This is a genomic window from Chryseobacterium sp., assembly GCF_022869225.1.
In the GTDB taxonomy this organism is placed as follows: Bacteria; Bacteroidota; Bacteroidia; order Flavobacteriales; family Weeksellaceae; genus Chryseobacterium.
On record NZ_JALIHL010000001.1, the window covers coordinates 770,252 to 790,609 of the forward strand.

General features: G+C 33.5%; 14 protein-coding genes and 3 tRNA genes. 4 read left to right on the plus strand and 13 right to left on the minus strand.

Annotated elements, in window-relative coordinates:
- Positions 1 to 6: 6 nt before the first annotated feature.
- The 6 genes from MUW56_RS03685 to MUW56_RS03710 form a co-directional block, all read right to left on the minus strand.
- Positions 7 to 2,703, minus strand: a complete 2,697-nt coding sequence (locus MUW56_RS03685; protein ID WP_292011921.1) for a TonB-dependent siderophore receptor — start codon at positions 2,701 to 2,703, stop codon at positions 7 to 9.
- Positions 2,704 to 2,926: 223 nt separating this feature from the next.
- Positions 2,927 to 3,973 (minus strand): hypothetical protein, encoded by a 1,047-nt coding sequence (locus MUW56_RS03690; protein WP_292011922.1) that lies wholly within the window; start codon positions 3,971 to 3,973, stop codon positions 2,927 to 2,929.
- Between the two features lie 29 nt (positions 3,974 to 4,002).
- On the minus strand, positions 4,003 to 4,146 hold the full coding sequence (locus MUW56_RS03695; RefSeq protein ID WP_292011923.1) for a hypothetical protein: 144 nt from the start codon (positions 4,144 to 4,146) through the stop codon (positions 4,003 to 4,005).
- Positions 4,131 to 4,985, minus strand: coding sequence for a glycosyltransferase family 2 protein (locus MUW56_RS03700; RefSeq protein ID WP_292011924.1), 855 nt, complete (start codon positions 4,983 to 4,985; stop codon positions 4,131 to 4,133). Before MUW56_RS03700 ends, MUW56_RS03695 begins: the two co-directional genes overlap by 16 nt.
- 69 nt (positions 4,986 to 5,054) lie before the next feature.
- On the minus strand, positions 5,055 to 6,455 hold the full coding sequence (gene aspA, locus MUW56_RS03705) for an aspartate ammonia-lyase (protein WP_292011925.1): 1,401 nt from the start codon (positions 6,453 to 6,455) through the stop codon (positions 5,055 to 5,057).
- Between the two features lie 72 nt (positions 6,456 to 6,527).
- Positions 6,528 to 7,553 (minus strand): N-acetylmuramoyl-L-alanine amidase, encoded by a 1,026-nt coding sequence (locus MUW56_RS03710; protein WP_292011926.1) that lies wholly within the window; start codon positions 7,551 to 7,553, stop codon positions 6,528 to 6,530.
- Between the two features lie 135 nt (positions 7,554 to 7,688).
- Here MUW56_RS03710 and MUW56_RS03715 point away from each other — a divergent pair.
- From MUW56_RS03715 to MUW56_RS03725, 3 genes are all read left to right on the plus strand, one after another.
- Positions 7,689 to 7,773: transfer RNA gene (locus MUW56_RS03715), tRNA-Ser, on the plus strand.
- A 16-nt stretch (positions 7,774 to 7,789) separates the two neighbouring features.
- A tRNA-Pro gene (locus tag MUW56_RS03720) sits at positions 7,790 to 7,864 on the plus strand.
- A gap of 40 nt (positions 7,865 to 7,904) precedes the next feature.
- Positions 7,905 to 7,978, plus strand: a tRNA-Arg gene (locus tag MUW56_RS03725).
- Between the two features lie 646 nt (positions 7,979 to 8,624).
- On the opposite strand, the gene MUW56_RS03730 is transcribed toward MUW56_RS03725, so the two are convergent.
- The 5 genes from MUW56_RS03730 to MUW56_RS03750 form a co-directional block, all read right to left on the minus strand.
- Positions 8,625 to 9,980 carry a recombinase family protein gene (locus MUW56_RS03730; protein ID WP_292011927.1) on the minus strand — a complete coding sequence of 452 codons (1,356 nt, stop codon included), beginning with the start codon at positions 9,978 to 9,980 and terminating at the stop codon, positions 8,625 to 8,627.
- A 597-nt stretch (positions 9,981 to 10,577) separates the two neighbouring features.
- Positions 10,578 to 13,712: an AAA family ATPase gene (locus MUW56_RS03735; RefSeq protein ID WP_292011928.1), complete on the minus strand. Its 3,135-nt coding sequence runs from the start codon at positions 13,710 to 13,712 to the stop codon at positions 10,578 to 10,580.
- Complete coding sequence (locus tag MUW56_RS03740; RefSeq protein ID WP_292011929.1) at positions 13,709 to 14,254, minus strand: ABC-three component system middle component 1; 546 nt, start codon at positions 14,252 to 14,254, stop codon at positions 13,709 to 13,711. The genes MUW56_RS03735 and MUW56_RS03740 overlap by 4 nt, the downstream gene beginning before the upstream one ends.
- Positions 14,232 to 15,614: an ABC-three component system protein gene (locus MUW56_RS03745; RefSeq protein ID WP_292011930.1), complete on the minus strand. Its 1,383-nt coding sequence runs from the start codon at positions 15,612 to 15,614 to the stop codon at positions 14,232 to 14,234. Before MUW56_RS03745 ends, MUW56_RS03740 begins: the two co-directional genes overlap by 23 nt.
- Positions 15,596 to 16,663 (minus strand): MBL fold metallo-hydrolase, encoded by a 1,068-nt coding sequence (locus MUW56_RS03750; RefSeq protein ID WP_292011931.1) that lies wholly within the window; start codon positions 16,661 to 16,663, stop codon positions 15,596 to 15,598. The genes MUW56_RS03745 and MUW56_RS03750 overlap by 19 nt, the downstream gene beginning before the upstream one ends.
- 1,209 nt (positions 16,664 to 17,872) lie before the next feature.
- Between MUW56_RS03750 and MUW56_RS03755 the strand changes: the two genes are divergently transcribed.
- The gene (locus tag MUW56_RS03755; protein WP_292015371.1) at positions 17,873 to 17,947 is read left to right on the plus strand and encodes a hypothetical protein; all 75 of its coding nucleotides are present in this window, start codon (positions 17,873 to 17,875) and stop codon (positions 17,945 to 17,947) included.
- An 832-nt stretch (positions 17,948 to 18,779) separates the two neighbouring features.
- Here the strand turns inward: MUW56_RS03755 and MUW56_RS03760 are convergent.
- Positions 18,780 to 19,364 carry a hypothetical protein gene (locus tag MUW56_RS03760; RefSeq protein ID WP_292011932.1) on the minus strand — a complete coding sequence of 195 codons (585 nt, stop codon included), beginning with the start codon at positions 19,362 to 19,364 and terminating at the stop codon, positions 18,780 to 18,782.
- Between the two features lie 110 nt (positions 19,365 to 19,474).
- Positions 19,475 to 20,251: a hypothetical protein gene (locus tag MUW56_RS03765; protein WP_292011933.1), complete on the minus strand. Its 777-nt coding sequence runs from the start codon at positions 20,249 to 20,251 to the stop codon at positions 19,475 to 19,477.
- Positions 20,252 to 20,358: the final 107 nt, after the last annotated feature.

Consider the following 20,358-nt stretch of genomic DNA (forward strand, 5'->3'; position numbering starts at 1 on the left):
ATTTTTTTAAAATTTATAGGAGACATTAGCCCCGAACGAAGTCGGACTAAAGTTGGTATAGAGGCTTCCATATTCGTTGTACGCTTTCAGGTTAAAAACATTATTGACGTAGATGGAAATCCTGAATCCACTTAAGAAATCTTTCGTCACCCTGAAATGTACATTGTGAAGTGTTTTATTGCCTAACCCTGACAGCGATTCGTCTGAAGGTTTTCTGAACAGGTTCTGGTATTTGGTATTATCCCTTTCTGCTTCCGGAATCATAACCGTATTAAGCTGGTGGTCAATATAACCAATCGGATATATATCCCTTCCGCTTGTCGTTCTCTTATCAATAAGAAAATGGTCGGTACGGAGACCGATAATAAGCCCTGAAGACGGCAAATGATAATCGAAACTAAAGCTGGCTCTTGCCATAGTAGCTTCCGTATGGGTATCACTGTACAATCCGTACTGGAAAGCAGGATCCGGAACGGTAAGGGCGGCGATGCTTGGTATTCCTTCGTTCTTCTTGCTTTTTGTTTTTACATAAGAAGCATTAAATCCTGTAATCAGATTGAGGGCTTCTATTTTTTTAAAGAACATCATCAGCTCCAATCCCATATCTGAGGATTCATACCCGTTGATAATCCTGTTCTGGAGATAGTAAAATTTGTCAGTTCCTACAATTTCGAAAGTAGGAATATGGGTCCCTTCCGCAGATATTTCCACTTTGGCCTTATCCATCACTTTAGCCACAGATATCGTACTGAAACCATCGAAAAGCTTGTTGTAATATCCTGTAAGGTTCAATGTCGCAAAAGGAAGTCTATAATCTACCCCGATTTCTGTTTTCCAGCTTTTAGAAGGTTTAAGATCTGAATTATCTCCCGGAGTAACAACCGTCTGCATCACTCCTACCGTATAATATCCCGGAAGACGGTAATCACCCAGCAGAATATCAAAATACCTTGGCCCTGTATACAATTGATTCAAAGAAGGCGCCTTAGAAGTTAAACCAAGTCCTGCACGCAGCGTAAAGTCTCCCATCTGATAGGAAGTATTGATCCTTGGAGATACTGTAGACCTTCCATTCTGAATATCATAACGAAGCCCGAGATTGGCCCTTAATGTATGTTTATTATTGATTCTTTTAAAGATATTATCCTGAAGATAGAATGCGTATTGTGACGTTGCCAGTACATTGTCCTGATAATTATAATCCCTTACGCCGTTGGCCGTTCCTCCTGTAGAAGCAATCGTAGAAAATTGTCCGGCTGTACCGTATTTTCCTTTTCCAAGGTTATCACCATATCTGAAATTGAATCCTGCAGAATAAACGTGAACCCATTTTTTAGAAGTGGTATACACCCCATCAGCACTTGCATTGATATAAATATTGATGGGCTTCCCATCTACAAACGTCTGATTTTCATAACTTGGCGGCGTGTAGGGAGCATAATACACACTGTTTTCCAATGCGTTTCCATAAGGACGCGCACCTTGATTCAGGTGGTAAGTTCTTTCTGTAAGCTGAGTGGCATAGCTCACCCCTACATCTGCTCCAACCGTATTGAATATTTTCTTTTTGGAACCTCTTATAAAATATTTAAAGTTATTGCTTAATGAAAAGGTCTTGTTATTACTGTTGATCACTATTCCCTGCAGATCATCAGGATCTTTTCTTCCGTTGCTTGTATTTTGGGAGAATGAAAATGAAAGTTTATTTTTAACATTTTTAGCATTAATTCCCCAAAGGGTATTGATACTAAACCTGTCATATCCTATTAAACTTGTCCTGGGATCGGTAATTGAATTCATATAATCCGCTGAAACATTCAGCGCCTGATCATTTTTCAGAGAAAATCCCCTGGTAAGGCCAAACTGGTAAGTGCCTTCCCTGACAGAAGCATCCAAACGCAATGGTGAGCGTTTTGCCAATGTACTGACCTTAATAAGCCCTGAAGTCAGATCCCCGTATTTAGCATCAGGAATTCCCTGGATCACTTCTATACTCTCAATATTTTCCGTAGGAATTTCACGTAAGTCTACTCCAAAGTTGGGCTGGGAAGGGGTAAGCGTCCCTGATCTCCCTGTTGTTGTGAAGTTGATCCCAAATGGAGAGCTGTAGGCCGAATTATAGCTTTGCATGTTTTCATTATTGGACAAGGCTATATCATTTACCATCAGCTGCACCCCGAAAGCTTTGTTTCCTGCTTCATCTCCGGACAGAGAAGTGGAATTGGAGGCCACCGAAGCTCCACTTGCCGTACGGAAAACAATATTTTTAAATTGGGTATTATCAAAAGGCTGTACAAACTGTCCGGGAAGCTGCTGAAGAACATCCCCTATAGAGAAAGACTGAATGTTCTGAAGAGCCTCCTGCTTAATTTCTATTTCTGAGAAATTTTTCTTTTTGGCAATGAGTTCGATTCCTTCTATTCTGATATCTGAAACTACATCTGTATGAACTATAGACGCCTTCTTATCTTTAACAACAAGTTTTTCATCCTTTTTTAAAAAAATAGTTTGGGGAGGCTGGCCCGGATGCTTCACGATAATTTCACATCCTCCTGTATAGGTCGTAATTCCTTTTTCCACATAGATGATGCCGCATTTTTTGACCTCAAAAGTCCCGGCATTCAGGTCTACTTTCTTTTCCTGACCATACAAAATCGTAACAGACCCTATGAATAAGGCTGCGCTCAATACAATTCGTTTCAATTTTTTATAATTAGGTCGCAAAGTTATTTATAATTTTTCTAAATAAAAATAAATCCACAATGAAATTTATCATTTAAATAATTTTAAACAACTAATTTTAAATTATCAATAATTAAACACCGGTTCGTGAATAAAAATTAAGCGATAAAAAAATACAACCCTCAACCTGCTGAAGCTTGTATACTATTTTTGGAAATTGGCTTTTATAAAATAGGCAGCCTTATCAGGCAGAGATAAGGTGTAGTAACAGCTGCTGAAGCTTTTTCTGGACTTCTTCTTTGCTGTAGATCTTTTGAAAATCAAAATACATTCCGGCAAAATGATCCAGATCTTCAAGAATATTTCCCTTTTCAGGAATGATAAAATCCAGTTTGGATGGATAACCGGCCGGAAAAACAGCCCATTTTCCATAGGCAATGGCATCTCCAAGATTACCGGTCATTTTGGTAACGCCATAGGTTTCTTTCAAACTGAAAAATTCTGTTTGCTGTTGGATAGGACACCACAGAATATCTGCTTTCTGCATCCATTTTTCAAATTCTCCGGGAGAAACCCTCTCCGAAAAATAGGTGATGTGAAGATTAGCAGGCAATTTTCCGGACATTTTTTCCAGATGCTTCAGTTCACGGTCTTTTGCTTTTCCCAGGAATACAAACTCATAGTTTGTATCAGTCCTCAAATTCTCAATTGCTTTAAAAATATACTGATAATCCCTCCTTTTCTGGGAAACCCCGCCGGGAATGACAATAATCCGGCTTCCATTTCGAGCTTTCTCAAAGTTCCTTGTATAGAAAAGAGGCAGGAGCTGATATCTTTCTGAAGACAACGCTTCATCCAAAACCAAAAGAGACCTGGTTTTCTGATATATTTTAGAAGAATAGAACAATCCTTCTTTCAACCACAATTTCAACCGGTAAATAACGTCTCCTTTGAAGATGCCCGTCATCAGATCCAGTTTTGAAGCTTTGGTAAAATTGAGATTATGGGCAATAACTGCCGTATTGTATTTCTTTACAATAGCAAAAAACGTATTAAAATAACGGTGGACAGTTCCAATAATGATCAGATCATATCCCTTTCCTTTCAACTGGTCAAAAATCATCGAACTGTCTGAAAGAAATACAGCTTCATCATTTTGGCTGACCTGGTCCTTGATTTTTTTTGAAAAATAATAATCTACCGCTATATCCCGGGAGTCTCTCATGATATCCATGAAAGCCTGTGCTATTTCTGCGTGGGTATCTATTTCTATGTAGGCTATCTTTTTCACTGATGAATGGGATGATTAAAATGTTTTGTTTATATTCCGGCCAAAGCCGTTCTGAATATGCTATTTTTATTAAACGGGTTAAAGCCGTTCTTATTGATCGCAGTCTGTATTATGAATGAAACAGCACATGAATTCACATCTGTTTTCAGGTTGAGGTCTACATCCTCAGCCATTTTTTCTTCAGCATCCTCCAGCGCTGATCATTGACCGCTTTCTGTTCTTCTTTTGTAATCTTAAGTTCCAGATTCTTTGATCTGCATCTTTCATAAGATGTAAGGATATCAAAGAAGAATGACGGAGATCTGCTCTTCATTGCTTCTTTTGAAGAGGCAATATAGGCCAGAAATCGGTTTAAACCTAAAAAATAAAAATATCGGCCATAATAATCGGCCGGTCTAATCGTATAATCGGCCCCTTTTACTTTAATGAGTCTGACATGCAGCTCAGGCAGAACCTTTTCTTTCCATCCTAAATTTTCAAGCAGTATGGAATCTATATTATCCCAACCTAATGTTTCCCTTAACCCACCGATCTGCGCAAAGCATTCTTTACGGTAAGCTTTCATCGGGCCTCTTACGTGATGCTTATTGGAGTTCCCTTCATACACCCAGTTCCCGTCTTTCTCTACATACAGCAGTCCACCTACCAGCCCATATTTCGGATGATCCATAAAGGCTTTTTGTACTGTTTCAAGATAATTTTCAGGCAGAATAATGTCTGCATCGAATTTACAGATGATCTCATATTCATCAACAGACTGTGTCTGCAAACCCTTTTTAAAAGCATGAACGACTTTTGAGCCTGGCTGATGCTCAGATTTTTGAAGATTAATGGTTTCAAACCGGGAATCATTCTCCGTATATCTCCGGATGACTTCAGGCGTGCGGTCTGTGGAACCGTCATTAACGATGACCACTTTAAAATCTTTGCTACTCTGTTTCTGTAAAGAATCCAAAGTAAATGAAAGATTATCTTCTTCGTTATGTGCAGGAATTATAATTAAAAACCTCACGATTGTTTTATAAATGATGAATGATAAGTGATAAATGACCAGACGCCATTTATCACTTATGGATTGATATTATTTATTATGCGGTTTCAGCATATTCTTTGGGTCAAGGATTTCATCGAGTTTTTCCTGAGAAAGAATTCCTTTCTCCAGCACAAGATTATAAACGCTTTTTCCAGTTTCCAATGCTTCTTTAGCGATCTGTGTAGACTGCTTGTACCCGATATAAGGGTTAAGGGCGGTTACGATACCGATGCTGTGTTTTACCATATTCAGACACACTTCTTTGTTAGCCGTAATTCCTACTACGCATTTGTCATGAAGGGTATCCAAAGCATTGCAAAGGAAATTGATATTCTCCATGATCGCATGGGAAAGTACCGGTTCCATTACATTCAGCTGTAATTGTCCTGCTTCCGCTGCAAAAGTTACGGTAAGATCGTTTCCGATCACTTTATAGCAGACCTGATTCACCACTTCCGGAATAACAGGATTCACTTTACCCGGCATGATGGATGATCCCGGCTGCATTGGAGGAAGGTTGATCTCAAAAAGACCAGCTCTTGGGCCTGATGAAAGTAATCTTAAATCGTTGCAGATTTTTGAAAGCTTCACTGCAAGACGCTTCATTGCTGATGAATAAATAACATAAGAGCCGGTGTCCGGTGTAGCTTCTACAAGATCCGGTGCAGAAATGATAGGAAAACCTGTGATCTGAGCTAAGTTTTTAGCACAAAGCGTTGCATACCCTACCGGAGCATTGATCCCTGTACCAATTGCCGTTGCTCCCATATTAACTTCTACAAAAAGGCTGGCATTATTATTCAATTTGGAAATATCTTCTTCCAATGTTGCAGCAAAAGCCTCAAATTCTTGTCCCAACGTCATGGGCACTGCATCCTGAAGCTGTGTACGCCCCATCTTAATGACATCCTGAAATTCATGTCCTTTGTTGCGGAAAGCGGCTATAATTCTTTCCAGTTTTTCTACCAAGCCCATATTCATCTGCAACAATCCCATTTTGATGGCTGTAGGATAAGCATCATTCGTTGACTGAGAAAGGTTGATATGGTCATTAGGTGAGCAGAACTCATACTCGCCTTTATTTTTTCCCAGTTTCTCCAGTACAACATTCGCAATCACTTCATTCGCGTTCATATTGATGGAAGTTCCTGCACCGCCCTGAATCATATCTACCGGAAACTGCTCATGGTATTTCCCATCGATAATTTCATCACAGGCTTCTGCTATTTTGAAATACAGACTTTCTTCAAGAAGGCCCAATTCATAGTTCGTTTTAGCGGCTGCTTTTTTTACGAAAGCTAAGCCTTTAATAAAATCCGGGTATGAAGACAAAAGCTGTCCCGAAATTTTAAAATTGTTGATTGCTCTTTGTGTCTGCACCCCATAATAAGCATCTAAAGGCACATTAAGTTCACCTAATAGATCGCTTTCTTTTCTGAAATTTTCCATTACAGATATTTTACTGTTTTTGATCGTTTAAAGATAGCAAAAACGCATCGAACCGATGCGCTTTAATTTGAATTATTTTGTTGGATATTTTTGATTTAAAGCTTGCAGTATAGCCCATGTTTCAGCATCCATGATTCCGTCATAATTTTGAGGACGGAAGTGATACTGGAAGGCTTCAATGGTTTTCTTCGTGGCATCATCCCATTTTCCGCTAAGATCCATTCCATAACCAAATTTCTGCAAAGTGGTCTGAACCAGGAAAATAAAAGTGGTATCATTGTATTTTGCAGCAAAATCCGTCTGTGCAATACTGAAGAAGTTCTGCTTGGTCATTTCATCATACCACATTCCTAACTGGTATTCATCATACAGCTTTTTCCATGGAAACATAGGGCCCGGATCCTGTTTTCTGGTAGGAGCAATATCTGCATGAGCCAGAACATTGGTTGCAGGGATCTGATATCTTGCCGCAATATCTTTTGCCAGAGCGGCTACTTTTCTTATCTGTTCATCACTGAATGTTGCAAAAATCCTTTTTCCCGTTGCATCTGTAGAATAGCCTGCATTCACAATCTCAATTCCAATGGAGGTATCATTAAGGTTTTTATCATTTCTCCATGAACTTACTCCGGCGTGATAGGAACGTTTGTTTTCGTCTACAAGCTGGTAAATTTCGTTATCTCCTGTATTGTTTACCAGATAATGTGAGCTTACCGCCTGCTGTGTAAGAACTGTAATTGATTTATCATCCGGTAATGCTGTATAATGTAATATTAAGTAACGCTGTCTGAAATTCTGTGCAATGGCAGGAAAATAGGTCTTTACAACTTTATATCCGGCTGGTTTTGCTGAAACAATAGAACCATAACTTGCCGTATTATCATTTTTGGTAGGATCTGCTATATTGGTCGTAAAAAAATCTACTCCATGGTCAGAAACAATTTTTGGTTTTGGAGGTTGCGGCGTTGGTGTTTTAGCTACCGGTTTAGGCTGTGTTACGGGGGTTTTCGGTTTGTAAGTGTTTTTTTTCACATTTTGTTGGGAAGTACATGAAAAAACAAAAGCGCTTAATCCGATGATATATAATGTCTTACGCATTAGTTAAGTTTTTTAATGATTTATTAGTTCAAAAATACACAAATTTTTCTTGAAATTTATTTGGTAAATAAAGAAATCTGTTCTATATTTGCACTCGCAATAACGGAACAACGATCATTAAAAAATAAACAAAAAGGAGGGTTGCCGGAGTGGTTAACGGAGCAGTTTGCTAAACTGTCGACGCGAAAGTGTCGCAAGGGTTCGAATCCCTTACCCTCCGCTCTCTTATATATTCTCGGGGCGTAGCGTAGTCCGGTCATCGCGCCTGGTTTGGGACCAGGAGGTCGCAGGTTCGAATCCTGCCGCCCCGACTTTTTAATGAGCTTATCAATTAAGCCAATCAACGTTTAAGGGTGCGTAGCTCAGCTGGATAGAGCATCTGCCTTCTAAGCAGACGGTCAAAGGTTCGAATCCTTTCGCGCTCACTTAATGACACCATTAGGACAATTTAGGCCAAATGGTGTCATTTTATTTATAAATACTTGTAATTCAGTCTATTTAGAGTATTTCCCACCCTTTTACCTTATTTTCTAAAGCAATTTTTTTTTCTTAAACAACCAATATTTTATCTTTTTTAGTCGATTTTTCGATTAAAGCTCCATATTTTTGCTACGAAGCTGACAGGATTCGAACCTTTTTAAAAATATTAAACAACTGAAAATCAAATAAATACCAAAATCGTTTTTTTTCTGTTAAGCAAAAAGTTCGAAAATACGAGCCCATTAAGTTATCTATACAGGATCTCGAACACTTCAAACACTATACAATACACTGTTTTTCAGAATTTTACATTAATATAATTTAATAAATCAGCTTTACTCTGAAAAATCAAAAACTAATCAATTAATTTTTAGATGTTTTTCAAGTTTTGTTCATACCCCAAAAAATATAATTCTTTAAAAAATTCAACTATTACCTGCTCTGTCTGCTGACCATGGATTTCTTTTATTTTCGCAGCTGAAATAGTTAATCCAAATATGGTCTTAACACTTTCTGATAGCATTTTTTCAATATTCCCTTCTATTACTTTTACTTTCTCCGGAAAAAACAACCTGATAATTCTCTGTTTGGTTATAGTATCTGAATTTTCATAAAACTCCCTAAGTGGTTAATTATATAATCATTTCCCTTTTCTGTATGCTTTTCAGCCACTATTTTTAAAGCCTGCTGTCTTAATTTATCAGTATTATCCTTTAAAGATTCCTTGCAACGGCTTCTTATCAGTATATAATCATCATAATCAATATTCCCATTTGAAAATAGCTTTTGTGCATTGAATCCCCTATCAATCAATTTTTCCATTTCTTTCTTTATCTCTTCTTTTTTTTGAGTATAGTCATGATGCTCTTCACTGTAAATTTCCTTTGAAATACTATCTGCAAGCTCTAAAAATGGTTCTACTACTCTATTCTTCTTAAGAAATGAAAGAAAACTCAAATTGATAAGGTCAGCTCTTACCCGGTATGAACAGTGTCCCATACAGTGGTAATAATAATATTTTTTAATGTGGCCTTGTGAGCCACTTCCTGTCAGCGTCTTTCCACAATTAGGACATTGTAGGACACCTCTAAAAATTAAATTTTCATTAGCTATCCTTTTTGAAGTTAATTTCTTAGGATGGTTCAAATCTGCGTCTTTTATTATTCTTTGAACCTGATCAAATAAGACTACAGGTATAAGACGCTCATGAGTACCCTCAACAATTTTTTCAGGTTTATCTTCAAATGCCGGAATTTTTATTTTACCACAATAAATAGGATTTCTTACCAACCGATAAAAAGCACTTCTGCTGCAATTAAGCCCATTTGATACCGCATCCTTGTATATTTCAGTTAAACAATATTTATTTTGTCTCACTATAGCTGTAAAAGCCTCACGGATAATATATGCTTCTGATTCATAAATGGCGATATATTTTTTCCCATCAGATGTGATTTTATTTCTATATCCTAGAGGAGCTTTATTGATCCATCTTCCTTCCAGTCTTGCTTTTTGCATTCCCAAACGCACATTACGGCTTCTTTTATCATTTTCTACTTCAGAAGTAGCCCAGTACATTGCCAACATAATTTTACTTTCCGGGATTGAGAAGTCTATCTGCTGTTCAATTGCCTGAATAGAAACTTTCATATTCTGCAATCTTTCTAACATCTTGTAAGCGTCCATAATATTGCGGCTGAATCGATCCCAATAAGTAAAGAGAATAAGTGAAGATTGGTTTTTAGTGAGCTTAAGCTCAGCGAACAGTTTGTTCCATTCTGGCCGGTTAAATGTTTTCGCCGAATAGTCTTCGAAAATAGTTTTGGCAACAATGAGATTGTGATCTTTACAATAATGCACAAGTCGATCCAACTGGCTGCGTTGGGAATATCCTTTTACAGCCTGTTCATCAGTACTGACTCGTATGTACAGATAAACGGCTTGCATGGCGTGGTATTAATTAAAGTCCTTTAGTTAGAACTCCTATATATTTAAACGAAAAACAGAACAAATTATTTGACTAGTTTATATACATGTTTTTACAAAATGGCTTTTATGCTTCGTTCAGATTTGTTTTACTGACTGGTAATAGCATAATTTACATTTATTGCAGAATCATGGCAGTAATTTAAAAATGAATAAAAATACAGGCTTTTATGCTATTTTGAAAAGACTGGTTCTGATCTGTGTAGAGATCAGAACCTGGAAAACTTTAAACCTCTCTATATCAAAACAAAGCTATTTACACTAAATTATAGTAATGTTTAGAGTATCTTCATGCTGTAACGAATGAAACTATTATTTCTTTTATACGAAGGGGTAAGACCCAAGTTTAGATTTTTGATGAAATAGTAAACTCGCCTCAGTAGCCCGGAATTGAAACGTCATATTCTTCAATTTATCGTTTTTGATTTTTCATAAAGAGCAATAACCCAATACCCCTCGTCAAAATTTTGAGAGGAGATGTAGGTCGTATTTAGTATATAGTGGTTGCTCTTGCGTTACTCATATAAGATTTTTACATCAGTTTTCTTCTATTAGTAATCAAAAATTTGGTTTTACCTTGCCAAATGTTTCAAATTCTATAAATGTCGATTTAAAAAGTTCACTAGGTATTTTTTTCTTCAATAGGAGATGAAAGTTCTCTTCGTGAGTCGACACTATTAATTGTTTGTCTAGAGACAAAGTAATACCTCTAAATAAATCTATAAACGAAAGAATATTAATACTGTCCATTGATTGAATTGGGTCGTCAATAAAGATACAATCTACAGGCAGCTTTTCATTATCTTTAGTTTTTAAAGCCCGAGCTAGAAAAATACTTAAACTTAAAATATTGATTTGAGCCGTACTAAAATATAGAGAAGGTACAGACCAAATTTCTTCTCCCTTTTCATTGATTGACAAAGTATAAATCTGTAAACGAGGTTTGTTTTCGGCAAAATCACATTCAAATTCAATCTCTTTATAATCGGGGTGAGGATCTATTTTTCTATAAATGGCATTAATTAAAGGTGTATAGAAGTAAGCTTCAATTGTACCTTTAAGGTATGCTTTTAGATTTTCCTTTTCTGCATTTAACATCTCCTCAGAACTACCTAAATCTTGTAACCCCTTAGTAATCTCTTTAATCACATCCTGTACTTTTTTAGATTCAGTAGCTTCTATACAAGCATCATTTAAAATTCTGACAATTTTGTACTTTTCAAATTTCGTTTCAGCTTGCCTTTCTATTTCCTTCTGTTTGTTTACTAAATCTACAAATGCTTGTTCGATTTGAGATTTATCTTTGTCCCTTATTATTAAATCAAATTCTGATTGAATATAATTTTCATAGCTTTCATAATTTCTCAATATTAGATTTTTAGCCTCATTTATTTGCTGAGTTCTTTTAATGTATTCATCCTTAGATAAAGTATAATTAGATAGTTTCACTCTTAACTCAGCCAAAGATTTGTTTTGAGTTTCTTTTTTAATTATTAAACCATTAATATCCAATCGAATATTAGAAATACCTTCGGATAGAGTAATTTTTTCAAGACTATTAGAGTTTAACTCCTTAATAAAATACTCTCTAATTTCTTTATACTCATTTGAAGATTGATATTTTAAAACGTTGCGTTCTGAAATTTCTAACTTTTCTTTAGTTGATTTAACTAATGTTTTTCTCTCTAAAAGTGTTTCATCAACTTTTTTCAGTTGATTAGAAAGTTCTAATATCTGGCTATCTATTTTTGATAAGTCATTCTGTATTTTGGCCGATAACTCTTCAAATGTCTGCGAATCTCCTAATGATAAATTAATGTCATTTAAAATAGATTGATGACTATTTAATTTCTCTAAATTGATTATTCTCTCAGAGCTTAATTTATTTATTACATTTTGTATGTTTGTATAATTCGATAAATAAGGCTGTTTGATTAAAGAAAAAACTTCCTTAATTTTTTCTTGGTCAATAGACAGCTGTATTACCAATTCATTTATTTTTGATTCCGTCTCAACCTTTTCTTCTAAAAATATTTTCAAATGACTATCTAATAAATTATTAGACAAAATGTTCGCAGATAGTTTTTCAAATGTACCATAACTATAATTACAGAGAGGGCAATTTGAACTTTGCGACTTATTCGCCAGTTCCAGCCCTGATTTGATAAAATCATTAAGTTCTTTATTGAACTGATTCTGATTATCTATTTTTAATTGGATTTCCTGAATATCTTTTTTAAATTTTTCTAGTTTTTTTTCTTCGGTTATATATTGATTAATTAATTCTTTATGCCCATCGAATAATTTAAATTCTAATAAAAGTTGAATATCATCGTTGATCTTATTTTCATAATACCCGAATTCATCTAAAATTATCCTTAAGTCATTTCGCTTCTTTTCTTCTATACCAATTGAATTTGTTAAAGCATCAATAATCTTTTGTAAATCAACAATGATCTGCGAAGTTAATTCCAACTGTTTTTGTTGGGCCGGTAAGTTATTTAGTTTAGAGCGATTATTCTCAAGAGAGTTCTTTAATTCATTAAGTCTTATAAGTGCATCATTTTTCTCCTTTTCAACATTAAGCTTCCCACGTTCGGTGTTAAGTAATTCGTCTTTAAACTCTGTAATATTCCTCTGTAAACTATCTATCTCTTTTTGTATATTAAGAAATGTTTCGAATTGCCTCTCAATATTAAGAGCTCGCTCCAATTTATTTCTATGAATTGTTAAATTTTCATCGTTAACACTGAGTTCATTATTAACCTTTTCTTGTTCATCAAACCATGTTATTATCTGATCTAATTCTTTAATTTGATTATCCAATTTTAAAATTTCACTTCTATTTTCCAGGTAAGATAAAACTCCGCCATTTAATTTACTACCTTCTAATTCTTCTCCATCTCTAGCTAATATTATCGTGATGATACGCGATTTCACTTTTTCTATTTCATCTTGTAATGATAATAATCGAATATCAACATTCCTAGATAGATTATCATAAGTGGTCTGATTGAATGTATTTTGATCAATTAAATTTAAGTTCTCACTTTCTTTGTTAAGCGAAGTGATTACTTCATTAATCTCATCAAACTTTTTAAATTCTTGTTCAAAATCAATCTCAACTTGATATTTGGCTTCTTCTTTATTTTTTCTATCAACTAAATCTTTTCTCTCATCCTTTATATACTCTAATAGACGAATGATCTTTTTATAAGCTGAATCGTATTTTTTTAAATTATCATCAATTTCCAAGAAGTTTTCATAGCGTTTATCGGCTTTCTCTTCTTTTAGAAAAGCATCTATTAAATCTTGAGTTAATATTTGATTTTGAAAATACTCGTTTACAGGTTTTTGATTATATTTATAAACTTTCTTTTTATTGATCACATTTTCAAAACTTTCCGAACTTGTTTCCACTATTACTTTTCCTGACAACGAAGCTTTATTTAATAACAAAGGAGCATCATTATCTTTTCTTACTTTTTCAAAATCAACCATTCTATCGAAGCGTTGAATTTTATGAGTAATTCCCCATTCAACAGCATCATAAAAAGAGGTTTTACCAAAACCATTTGGGGCATATATTGAAGCAAAATTCATTATTTCCCCTCCTTTTGTAAAATCAAAAGTGGCATCTTTTTCTTTCTCAAACGCTCTGAATCCAGTAATTTTTACACTTTTGATTTTCATATTGTATTTATTTTTTTTACGAACGCTGCTTGAGCTTTCCTGTCGCCAATAAGTTTTTCTTCATCTAATAATAGTTCCCAAAGTTTCTCATTTTTAGGGATGTATGCTGAAATCGTGACCTCTTGAGTTTCCTCAACAATTTTTTTTAAATCTGCATTAGTAATGTGTTTTACAATTAGGCGATAAGCCTCATCTTCACTAAGATCTTTATTATAAGAATCCTCTACAATCTTTCTACTTGAAAATTTATCATTCTCAATTTTGTTTTTAAGTTCCTTAGGTGTTATATCACTCGTAGCATATATGATGTAGAGATTCCATTTTTCATATACTGTTTCTAGTTTAGATTGGTATTTTAAGGCAATTTCTTTTGAAATATCCTCCCAAAGGTTTTCTCCAGAGAGAACAGAACTATTTGTCAATACAAAAAACACAGATATGTTTACATTGGACTGTGCTAAAAAAAACTGAAAATCGCAATTCTTATATTTTTTTGTTAATTGATTTATTACATCAGTACTATATTCCAAATACTTTTCCATATTCTTCTTTTAGTTTAATTAATAGCTCATGCTTATTAGACTTTTTATAGTCTTTGAAATCTTCACTATTCTCAATGAGCATATATTTTTTTAGATATTCAAAATGAATAAAATTATATTTATCAAAAGCAAACTCATCGACATCGGAAACAGCACTTCCAATATTATTTACTGTTAAGGTCCCGTTTTCATAGTTTTTCCTGAAAGTATCAATTCTTGGAACTAAACTCCCTTTTTCTAGCTTGTAATAAGCTATATTTCCAGCAATTGGATTGCTTTTTGTCTTTATAAAGACAGTTCCATTTTCATTTAGTCCTACATAGTTTGATGACAAACAATCTCTTAAGAAATTAGCACCTTGCCAATCATCATTTGTATTCTTATATAATAATCTTGTCATTGAAAAAATACTTTCAAGATCATTTTGACTGCAAGAAACTTCTTTTGCAATATTTATTAATGTTAAGAACTCTAACCAAGTAAGATAGATTAGTTCATCATTAAGTTTCACCCCATTATTTTCATTAATTAATAATCTCTCTTTGAAGAGTTCCTTGATAAATATTGGAGTAATATCACTATTAATAACTTCAAGTGTTTTGTCTTTAAGAAACTTTCTTGTATAAGAAATATTTTCATCTAATATTCCCGCAGAAATATCAAAAGCTTTATCCTTTAGAAACTCAAAACTTACCAAAAAGGAAGGTATAATTTCTGATAAAGCGTGTTCCTCAATTATTTCTACAAACTTATTAATAGGAACAACATCTATCTGTCCATTTGCATAATCTGTGATTGTCGATGATTGAATACCAATGATATTTATGATTCCATTACTTAATCTCAAAATTCCACCTCCGGAAAAACCAATAATATCTTCATGATTTAGATTTCCGAAGTTTGTCTCTAATCTAAAGTACCCGTTATTGGTTATATCAACTTTACGTTTAATTTGATAATTACTATATCTATCATTCTCATTGTCAACTATTTTATTAGGATAACCACATAGTAAACACTCATTGAAAGCAATACAATCTTCATCAACAAAAATCTGATTAAAACCTAAGTTTACATTTAAAATTAAAATCGCTGCATCTACATTTTCACTCGGATGCTCGAAATAATTTTGTCCTTTTATAATTGAAACCTCAGTAGATACATTTTGGTTGTCTGACATTGAGAATCTAATTGCAGTTACCAATTCATAAGTATCTGGCCCATTATCATTTTGAACCTTTTCATAAAACACATGTTTTGCTGAAAGTATATAGGTTTTAGTTTCGTCCAATGGTTGAAACAGAATTCCACTACCAGCACCAAGTATTATAGTGTATCTTTTTAAGTCGTTTTCGTCCATTGAAATTCATTATGCATTTTAGATCTAAATCTTGGGTAATCTTTCCAATCCTGCTCTGAAAAGATTGCATCTTTTAAATCGTAATTGAAGTAAATAAAAGTATTAGGATTGTTATTGATAATTCTAGCTATAGTTCTTTTATTTGGTAACCCATGTTTAGTTGCATCTGAACTTATTAGATAATTGTCTGTTTTTACAATTTCCAAAAGATCTTTGTTAGTATTGTACATACTTCCGTGATGAGAAACCTTCATCAATTCTACATGTAACGGCTTATGCTTATTGTAACCGAACTTATTCAAACCTTCGATTACTACAGAAGGATGTGCGTCAGCTAAAAAAAGAAAACTTTTGTCTTCATATTCTATTATAAAAGCGATAGAACTTCCATTGGCGACACTTGTATCTTCCTTAAATTTAAAATTTGGTTGACTTTCTTCAGCAATAAAATCTTTCAAAGAAATTTGGAAATCGTATTCATCACCACTCGTAAAATAATCCTTTTGTTTTTTATACAATTTTAAAAGCTCATCGAGTTTCGTGCGGTTCGGCGACAAAATTTTAAATTTTAAGCCAAATAAGTCATATTCTGAACCTTGCTCAATAATATCTCCCTCCCATAGATTATTATCTTTAAGATATTTTTCGAATTTAATTCCTTGTTTAGGACTCGTGTGAAAATCGCCTGCTTCGTCAATTTCAATACATAAATCTTTGTTTTCATCACTATTAAACATCTTAGCTATTTCCTTTCCCGAGTTAAACCAAACCTTTTTAATAAGATTAGAAGCCTCTTTGTCTTTATTCAGCCATCTCAGAATTCCGCCGATATGATCGTCATCGAAATGAGTTAAAACAAGAATATCTATGAACTGCTTATCTTTTCTGATCTTTTCAATTGTTTTATGCAAATCACCTTTTGCTTGTGAAGTACTCTTATAAGTATTTCCAACACCGCCGTCAATAAGAATATTTCTTGGAATACCATTTTCAAGAAATGAAATCCAAATAGAATCCCCATTAAATGCTTGTAAAAATTTTATTTGCATATAAAACTATTTCATATGTTATTAATAACTGGCTTATCTTTTTCTATAATCTTACTGGCCGAATACTCATTTAATAGAGAATCCTTTGTCCATCTCTTTATAAATATTTTATCCACTTCAAATATCTGTTTAATTAAAAACAGATTAGCCAGGAACGCATATCAAATTCCTTCGGAACATAATTTACTTTGGTAGTGAGAAATATATTATTCATCTATTATCTATCTTTTAATAAAAGCGATTTCCCTCTAATATTTAGAGATATTGATCACTTTGAAGTTAATATTTGCCTTACAATATTTTTACTTCCTGTTTTTTGATAGAAAATTCGAGAGAGCATAAATTAATTTTCATAAATATTATTCAAGCATTAAATAGGATTTGAAATATGCGAAAGCAAGCTAACAATCAAAAAATACTGAATTGCCAGTCAAACAAATATACTAAAAACAACATAATTACAAATTACGGAAAACCGTAATATATAAAAACACAAGTAATATAGGTTATTAAAAAATTAAATTCAAGTGGATAATCCTATAAAACAGACTGGAGGGGATATAACTGGGGCAATTGATAAATTAACGATGCTCTCTTCACATTACAAATTAGAATGATGCTATCAGCATTAATATGAAAATTCTTATATTTAACACAATGAAATAGTTGTTCTTTAAGGTCGTTATAGAATGGTTATAGCGTCAATTTTTGCCGATAGTTTTTAGTGGCAAAATCATGGCAGTAATTAAAAATATACATCAAAATGAGGTTTTAAAGTGTTTAGAAAGAGATGGTTCGAATCCCTCACTCTCCGCTGAGACATAAAAAACGCAGTTTGGAGCGCATAAACAAAGATTGTGGCAGAATCGTGGCAAAGCGATTATACAACAGTCGGAAAACAGCGCTAACAGGGTCAAAAACAAAATAAGTTCGAATCCCTTCCTTTCATGTGAAAAAATGAATTATAAAAATTACAATGAACATTGTTATTAAGAATATATAAAGCTCTTTTTTCCAAAATTTCTTTTATCTTATTTATAAATGTGTGGATTTCAAAGCTATTAATAATAAGGATGCTGATGTAATCACCATAAAATGTTCCCGTTTACAATTGGAACCTTTGAATGCTTTTGCAGATTTTAAAGATCCGAACGATATTGGTCGTATGTTTATGATATTTATTCACCAAGAGTTCCATCAAAAGAAGAAATGGTTGGACTCTTACGTATGGCTCGAAATGTAATCCCAGCTGATCAATTATGGTTAAATCCTAATTGCGGATAAAACCAGACACTAGGGATGAAACAGAGAAAGCATTGATCGCTATAGTAACAGCAGCGAAAGAATCGGCTTCTGTTTTTAGTAGCAATGATTGATCATAATTCTGTTTTGTACGAAAGTATGGCAGATTATTAGCAAGCCTGCCGTATCAATCCATTAACAACCATCAATAAAACACTGAATATCAACAAAATACATGCAAAATCCAATTAAGATCATTTATTAAAGAGTTCGAAGATAATCCTTTAAGGATCACAAAAAACCTCACAATAAAAATTGTGAGGTTTTTTGTTTATATTCGTTTCATGTGTTTCTGCTATATCCTTTATTCTGAGTCCTCAGACAAATATTATGTGGGGTCATTCTTGTGGGGAGCTGCAGGAAAGACTTAGGAAACACCTTTCAGATCACCAAGGATTGACTTCAAAAGTTAAGGATTAGGTTATTGTTTATTTTGAAATTTTCAATTCCAAATCCCAAGCATATACAAGAGGAAGAGAAATAAGAGGTTGGAAAAGTAAATCTAAGATTCAAACTGAGTATTTAATCCCAATGTAAACCCGCCAATAGATACAGGTTTCTATGTCAACTACGGGCCCCCTCAAGCCCCAATTCGATAACATTTGCTAAATCGGCTCCTGCACAATATACATTACCGAACTTCTGAAAAAAGCTATTGCATATGCATAGAAGCGTTTTTTTAAGCAATTTAATACAATAGCCTGCCAAACAAATCAAAATTGAGGAGCAAATAAACTAAAAAGGTAAAATGCTTCAAAAAAAGGAACCCCTCAACGGGTCCTCTAATCAAAAATTACAGCTGATAATCAGACCACTAACTTCGGTCAATAAAATTATGAAGCCAAATTGAGAAATCTTGTTCAGGGGATAACTTCAATTTTTTTCTGAGGTTATATCTGTTATTTTCAATTGTTTTGACAGCTTTGAAAGTAAATTCGGCAATTTCTTTAGTAGAAAAACCAAGATATATATAAGCACAATATGTAAGTTCTGAAACTTTGAAATTGGGATTAAGCTCTAGCATTTTACCGAGAAATTCAGGATATACTTCTTGAAAACGTGTCCAGAATTGAGGATTGTTATCCCTTGCCAATTGCACTATTTCAGAAAAGGATTCATTAACCTTTTGCTGAAGATCTTCAACAAGTTCCTTCTCTAGCAGAAGACTAGTCATCGCCTGTTTTTTTATTGTTTGAGATTTTTTATAAAAAATAATTAAAATCAATATGATAACAGAGATACAAGAGATTAGAATGATCAGCTTATTTTGAACGGATGAACTTTTTTCTTTTTCTTCATTTACAATTAATTTTAATGCACAGGCTGTTCTTTTCTCATTCTCCCTTAATGAATTTTCAGTTTTATCAGAGTAAATTAACAAATACTCCTTTTCTTTCACAGTATCACCAATTAAACCATATAGTTCAGATAACTTTTTATAAATATCTAAAAAGAATCTGTCCTTAACATTATATTTTTCTATTTCTTGAAGTGCTGCGAGATAATAATTTAAGGAAGTATTATACTCTTTTGTTTCAAAATAATAATTTCCATAAGCAATATACTGCTCATAGAATAAAGCCTTATCAACATATTTTTTTTGAGTGCATAGCTTTTATTAATGTTAGAAAGAGCAGAATCTGTTTGTTTTAGTGTTAAAAAAACACCTGCTTCATCAATATAATATTCAGATAAAGAAATACATACAAGCTTTTCAGGTTTATTTTTAAGTATGGTCAGTTTTATTTTGGAATATTTCTGAAGAGAGTCCATACTTCCTAATTCTCTATAATATGTTACTCCAATATCCCGGTAAGAGCCGTAAAGTTCTTGAATCATTACTGGATCAAGATCTGAAGGAGAAATAATTTTAATGACTTTTCTACATTCTCTTCTAGCGCTCTCATATAGATTTAACATTGTATAATTATTTGCTTTCAATTTATATAATTCAGCCCTGATCTTATAATCACTCTTAACATATTTTTCAAGCAATGCTTTTTCTGCATATTCTAAACTTTCATGCTCCATATCCATCTCATATAATAATACTGCTATTAAAAAATATGATTTAGAAATTTTTTCAGAATTCCCTGATTTGATTGCCAAATCATTTGCTTTTTTTGCATACTCTAAGGCATTAACATCTTCATAACTATTAAAAAAAAAATCAGCTTTCTTTGTATAAATATCTATTTCATTTTCTACATTTTTTTGAGAGGATAAATTGGTAAACAGCAAAAAACACATAATGCTAAATAATAGCCTAAATCGTATAGGTCCCATAGTTTTGAATTTGGAAAAATGATGGAAAATTAAAGATGAAGTCTTATGTTAAAGACCTTCAACCCTAGATAAAGAAGTTGATTGCTGTAGAGCATATTTTCTTGCTA

What these genes read in the sequence shown, in the direction of transcription:
- MUW56_RS03710 (WP_292011926.1), bottom strand. Translation starts at nt 7,553, where the DNA reads ATGCGTAAGACATTATATATCATCGGATTAAGCGCTTTTGTTTTTTCA.
- aspA (WP_292011925.1), bottom strand. Translation starts at nt 6,455, where the DNA reads ATGGAAAATTTCAGAAAAGAAAGCGATCTATTAGGTGAACTTAATGTG.
- MUW56_RS03765 (WP_292011933.1), bottom strand. Translation starts at nt 20,251, where the DNA reads ATGGGACCTATACGATTTAGGCTATTATTTAGCATTATGTGTTTTTTG.
- MUW56_RS03730 (WP_292011927.1), bottom strand. Translation starts at nt 9,980, where the DNA reads ATGCAAGCCGTTTATCTGTACATACGAGTCAGTACTGATGAACAGGCT.
- MUW56_RS03735 (WP_292011928.1), bottom strand. Translation starts at nt 13,712, where the DNA reads ATGAAAATCAAAAGTGTAAAAATTACTGGATTCAGAGCGTTTGAGAAA.
- MUW56_RS03745 (WP_292011930.1), bottom strand. Translation starts at nt 15,614, where the DNA reads ATGGACGAAAACGACTTAAAAAGATACACTATAATACTTGGTGCTGGT.
- MUW56_RS03750 (WP_292011931.1), bottom strand. Translation starts at nt 16,663, where the DNA reads ATGCAAATAAAATTTTTACAAGCATTTAATGGGGATTCTATTTGGATT.
- MUW56_RS03695 (WP_292011923.1), bottom strand. Translation starts at nt 4,146, where the DNA reads ATGGCTGAGGATGTAGACCTCAACCTGAAAACAGATGTGAATTCATGT.
- MUW56_RS03740 (WP_292011929.1), bottom strand. Translation starts at nt 14,254, where the DNA reads ATGGAAAAGTATTTGGAATATAGTACTGATGTAATAAATCAATTAACA.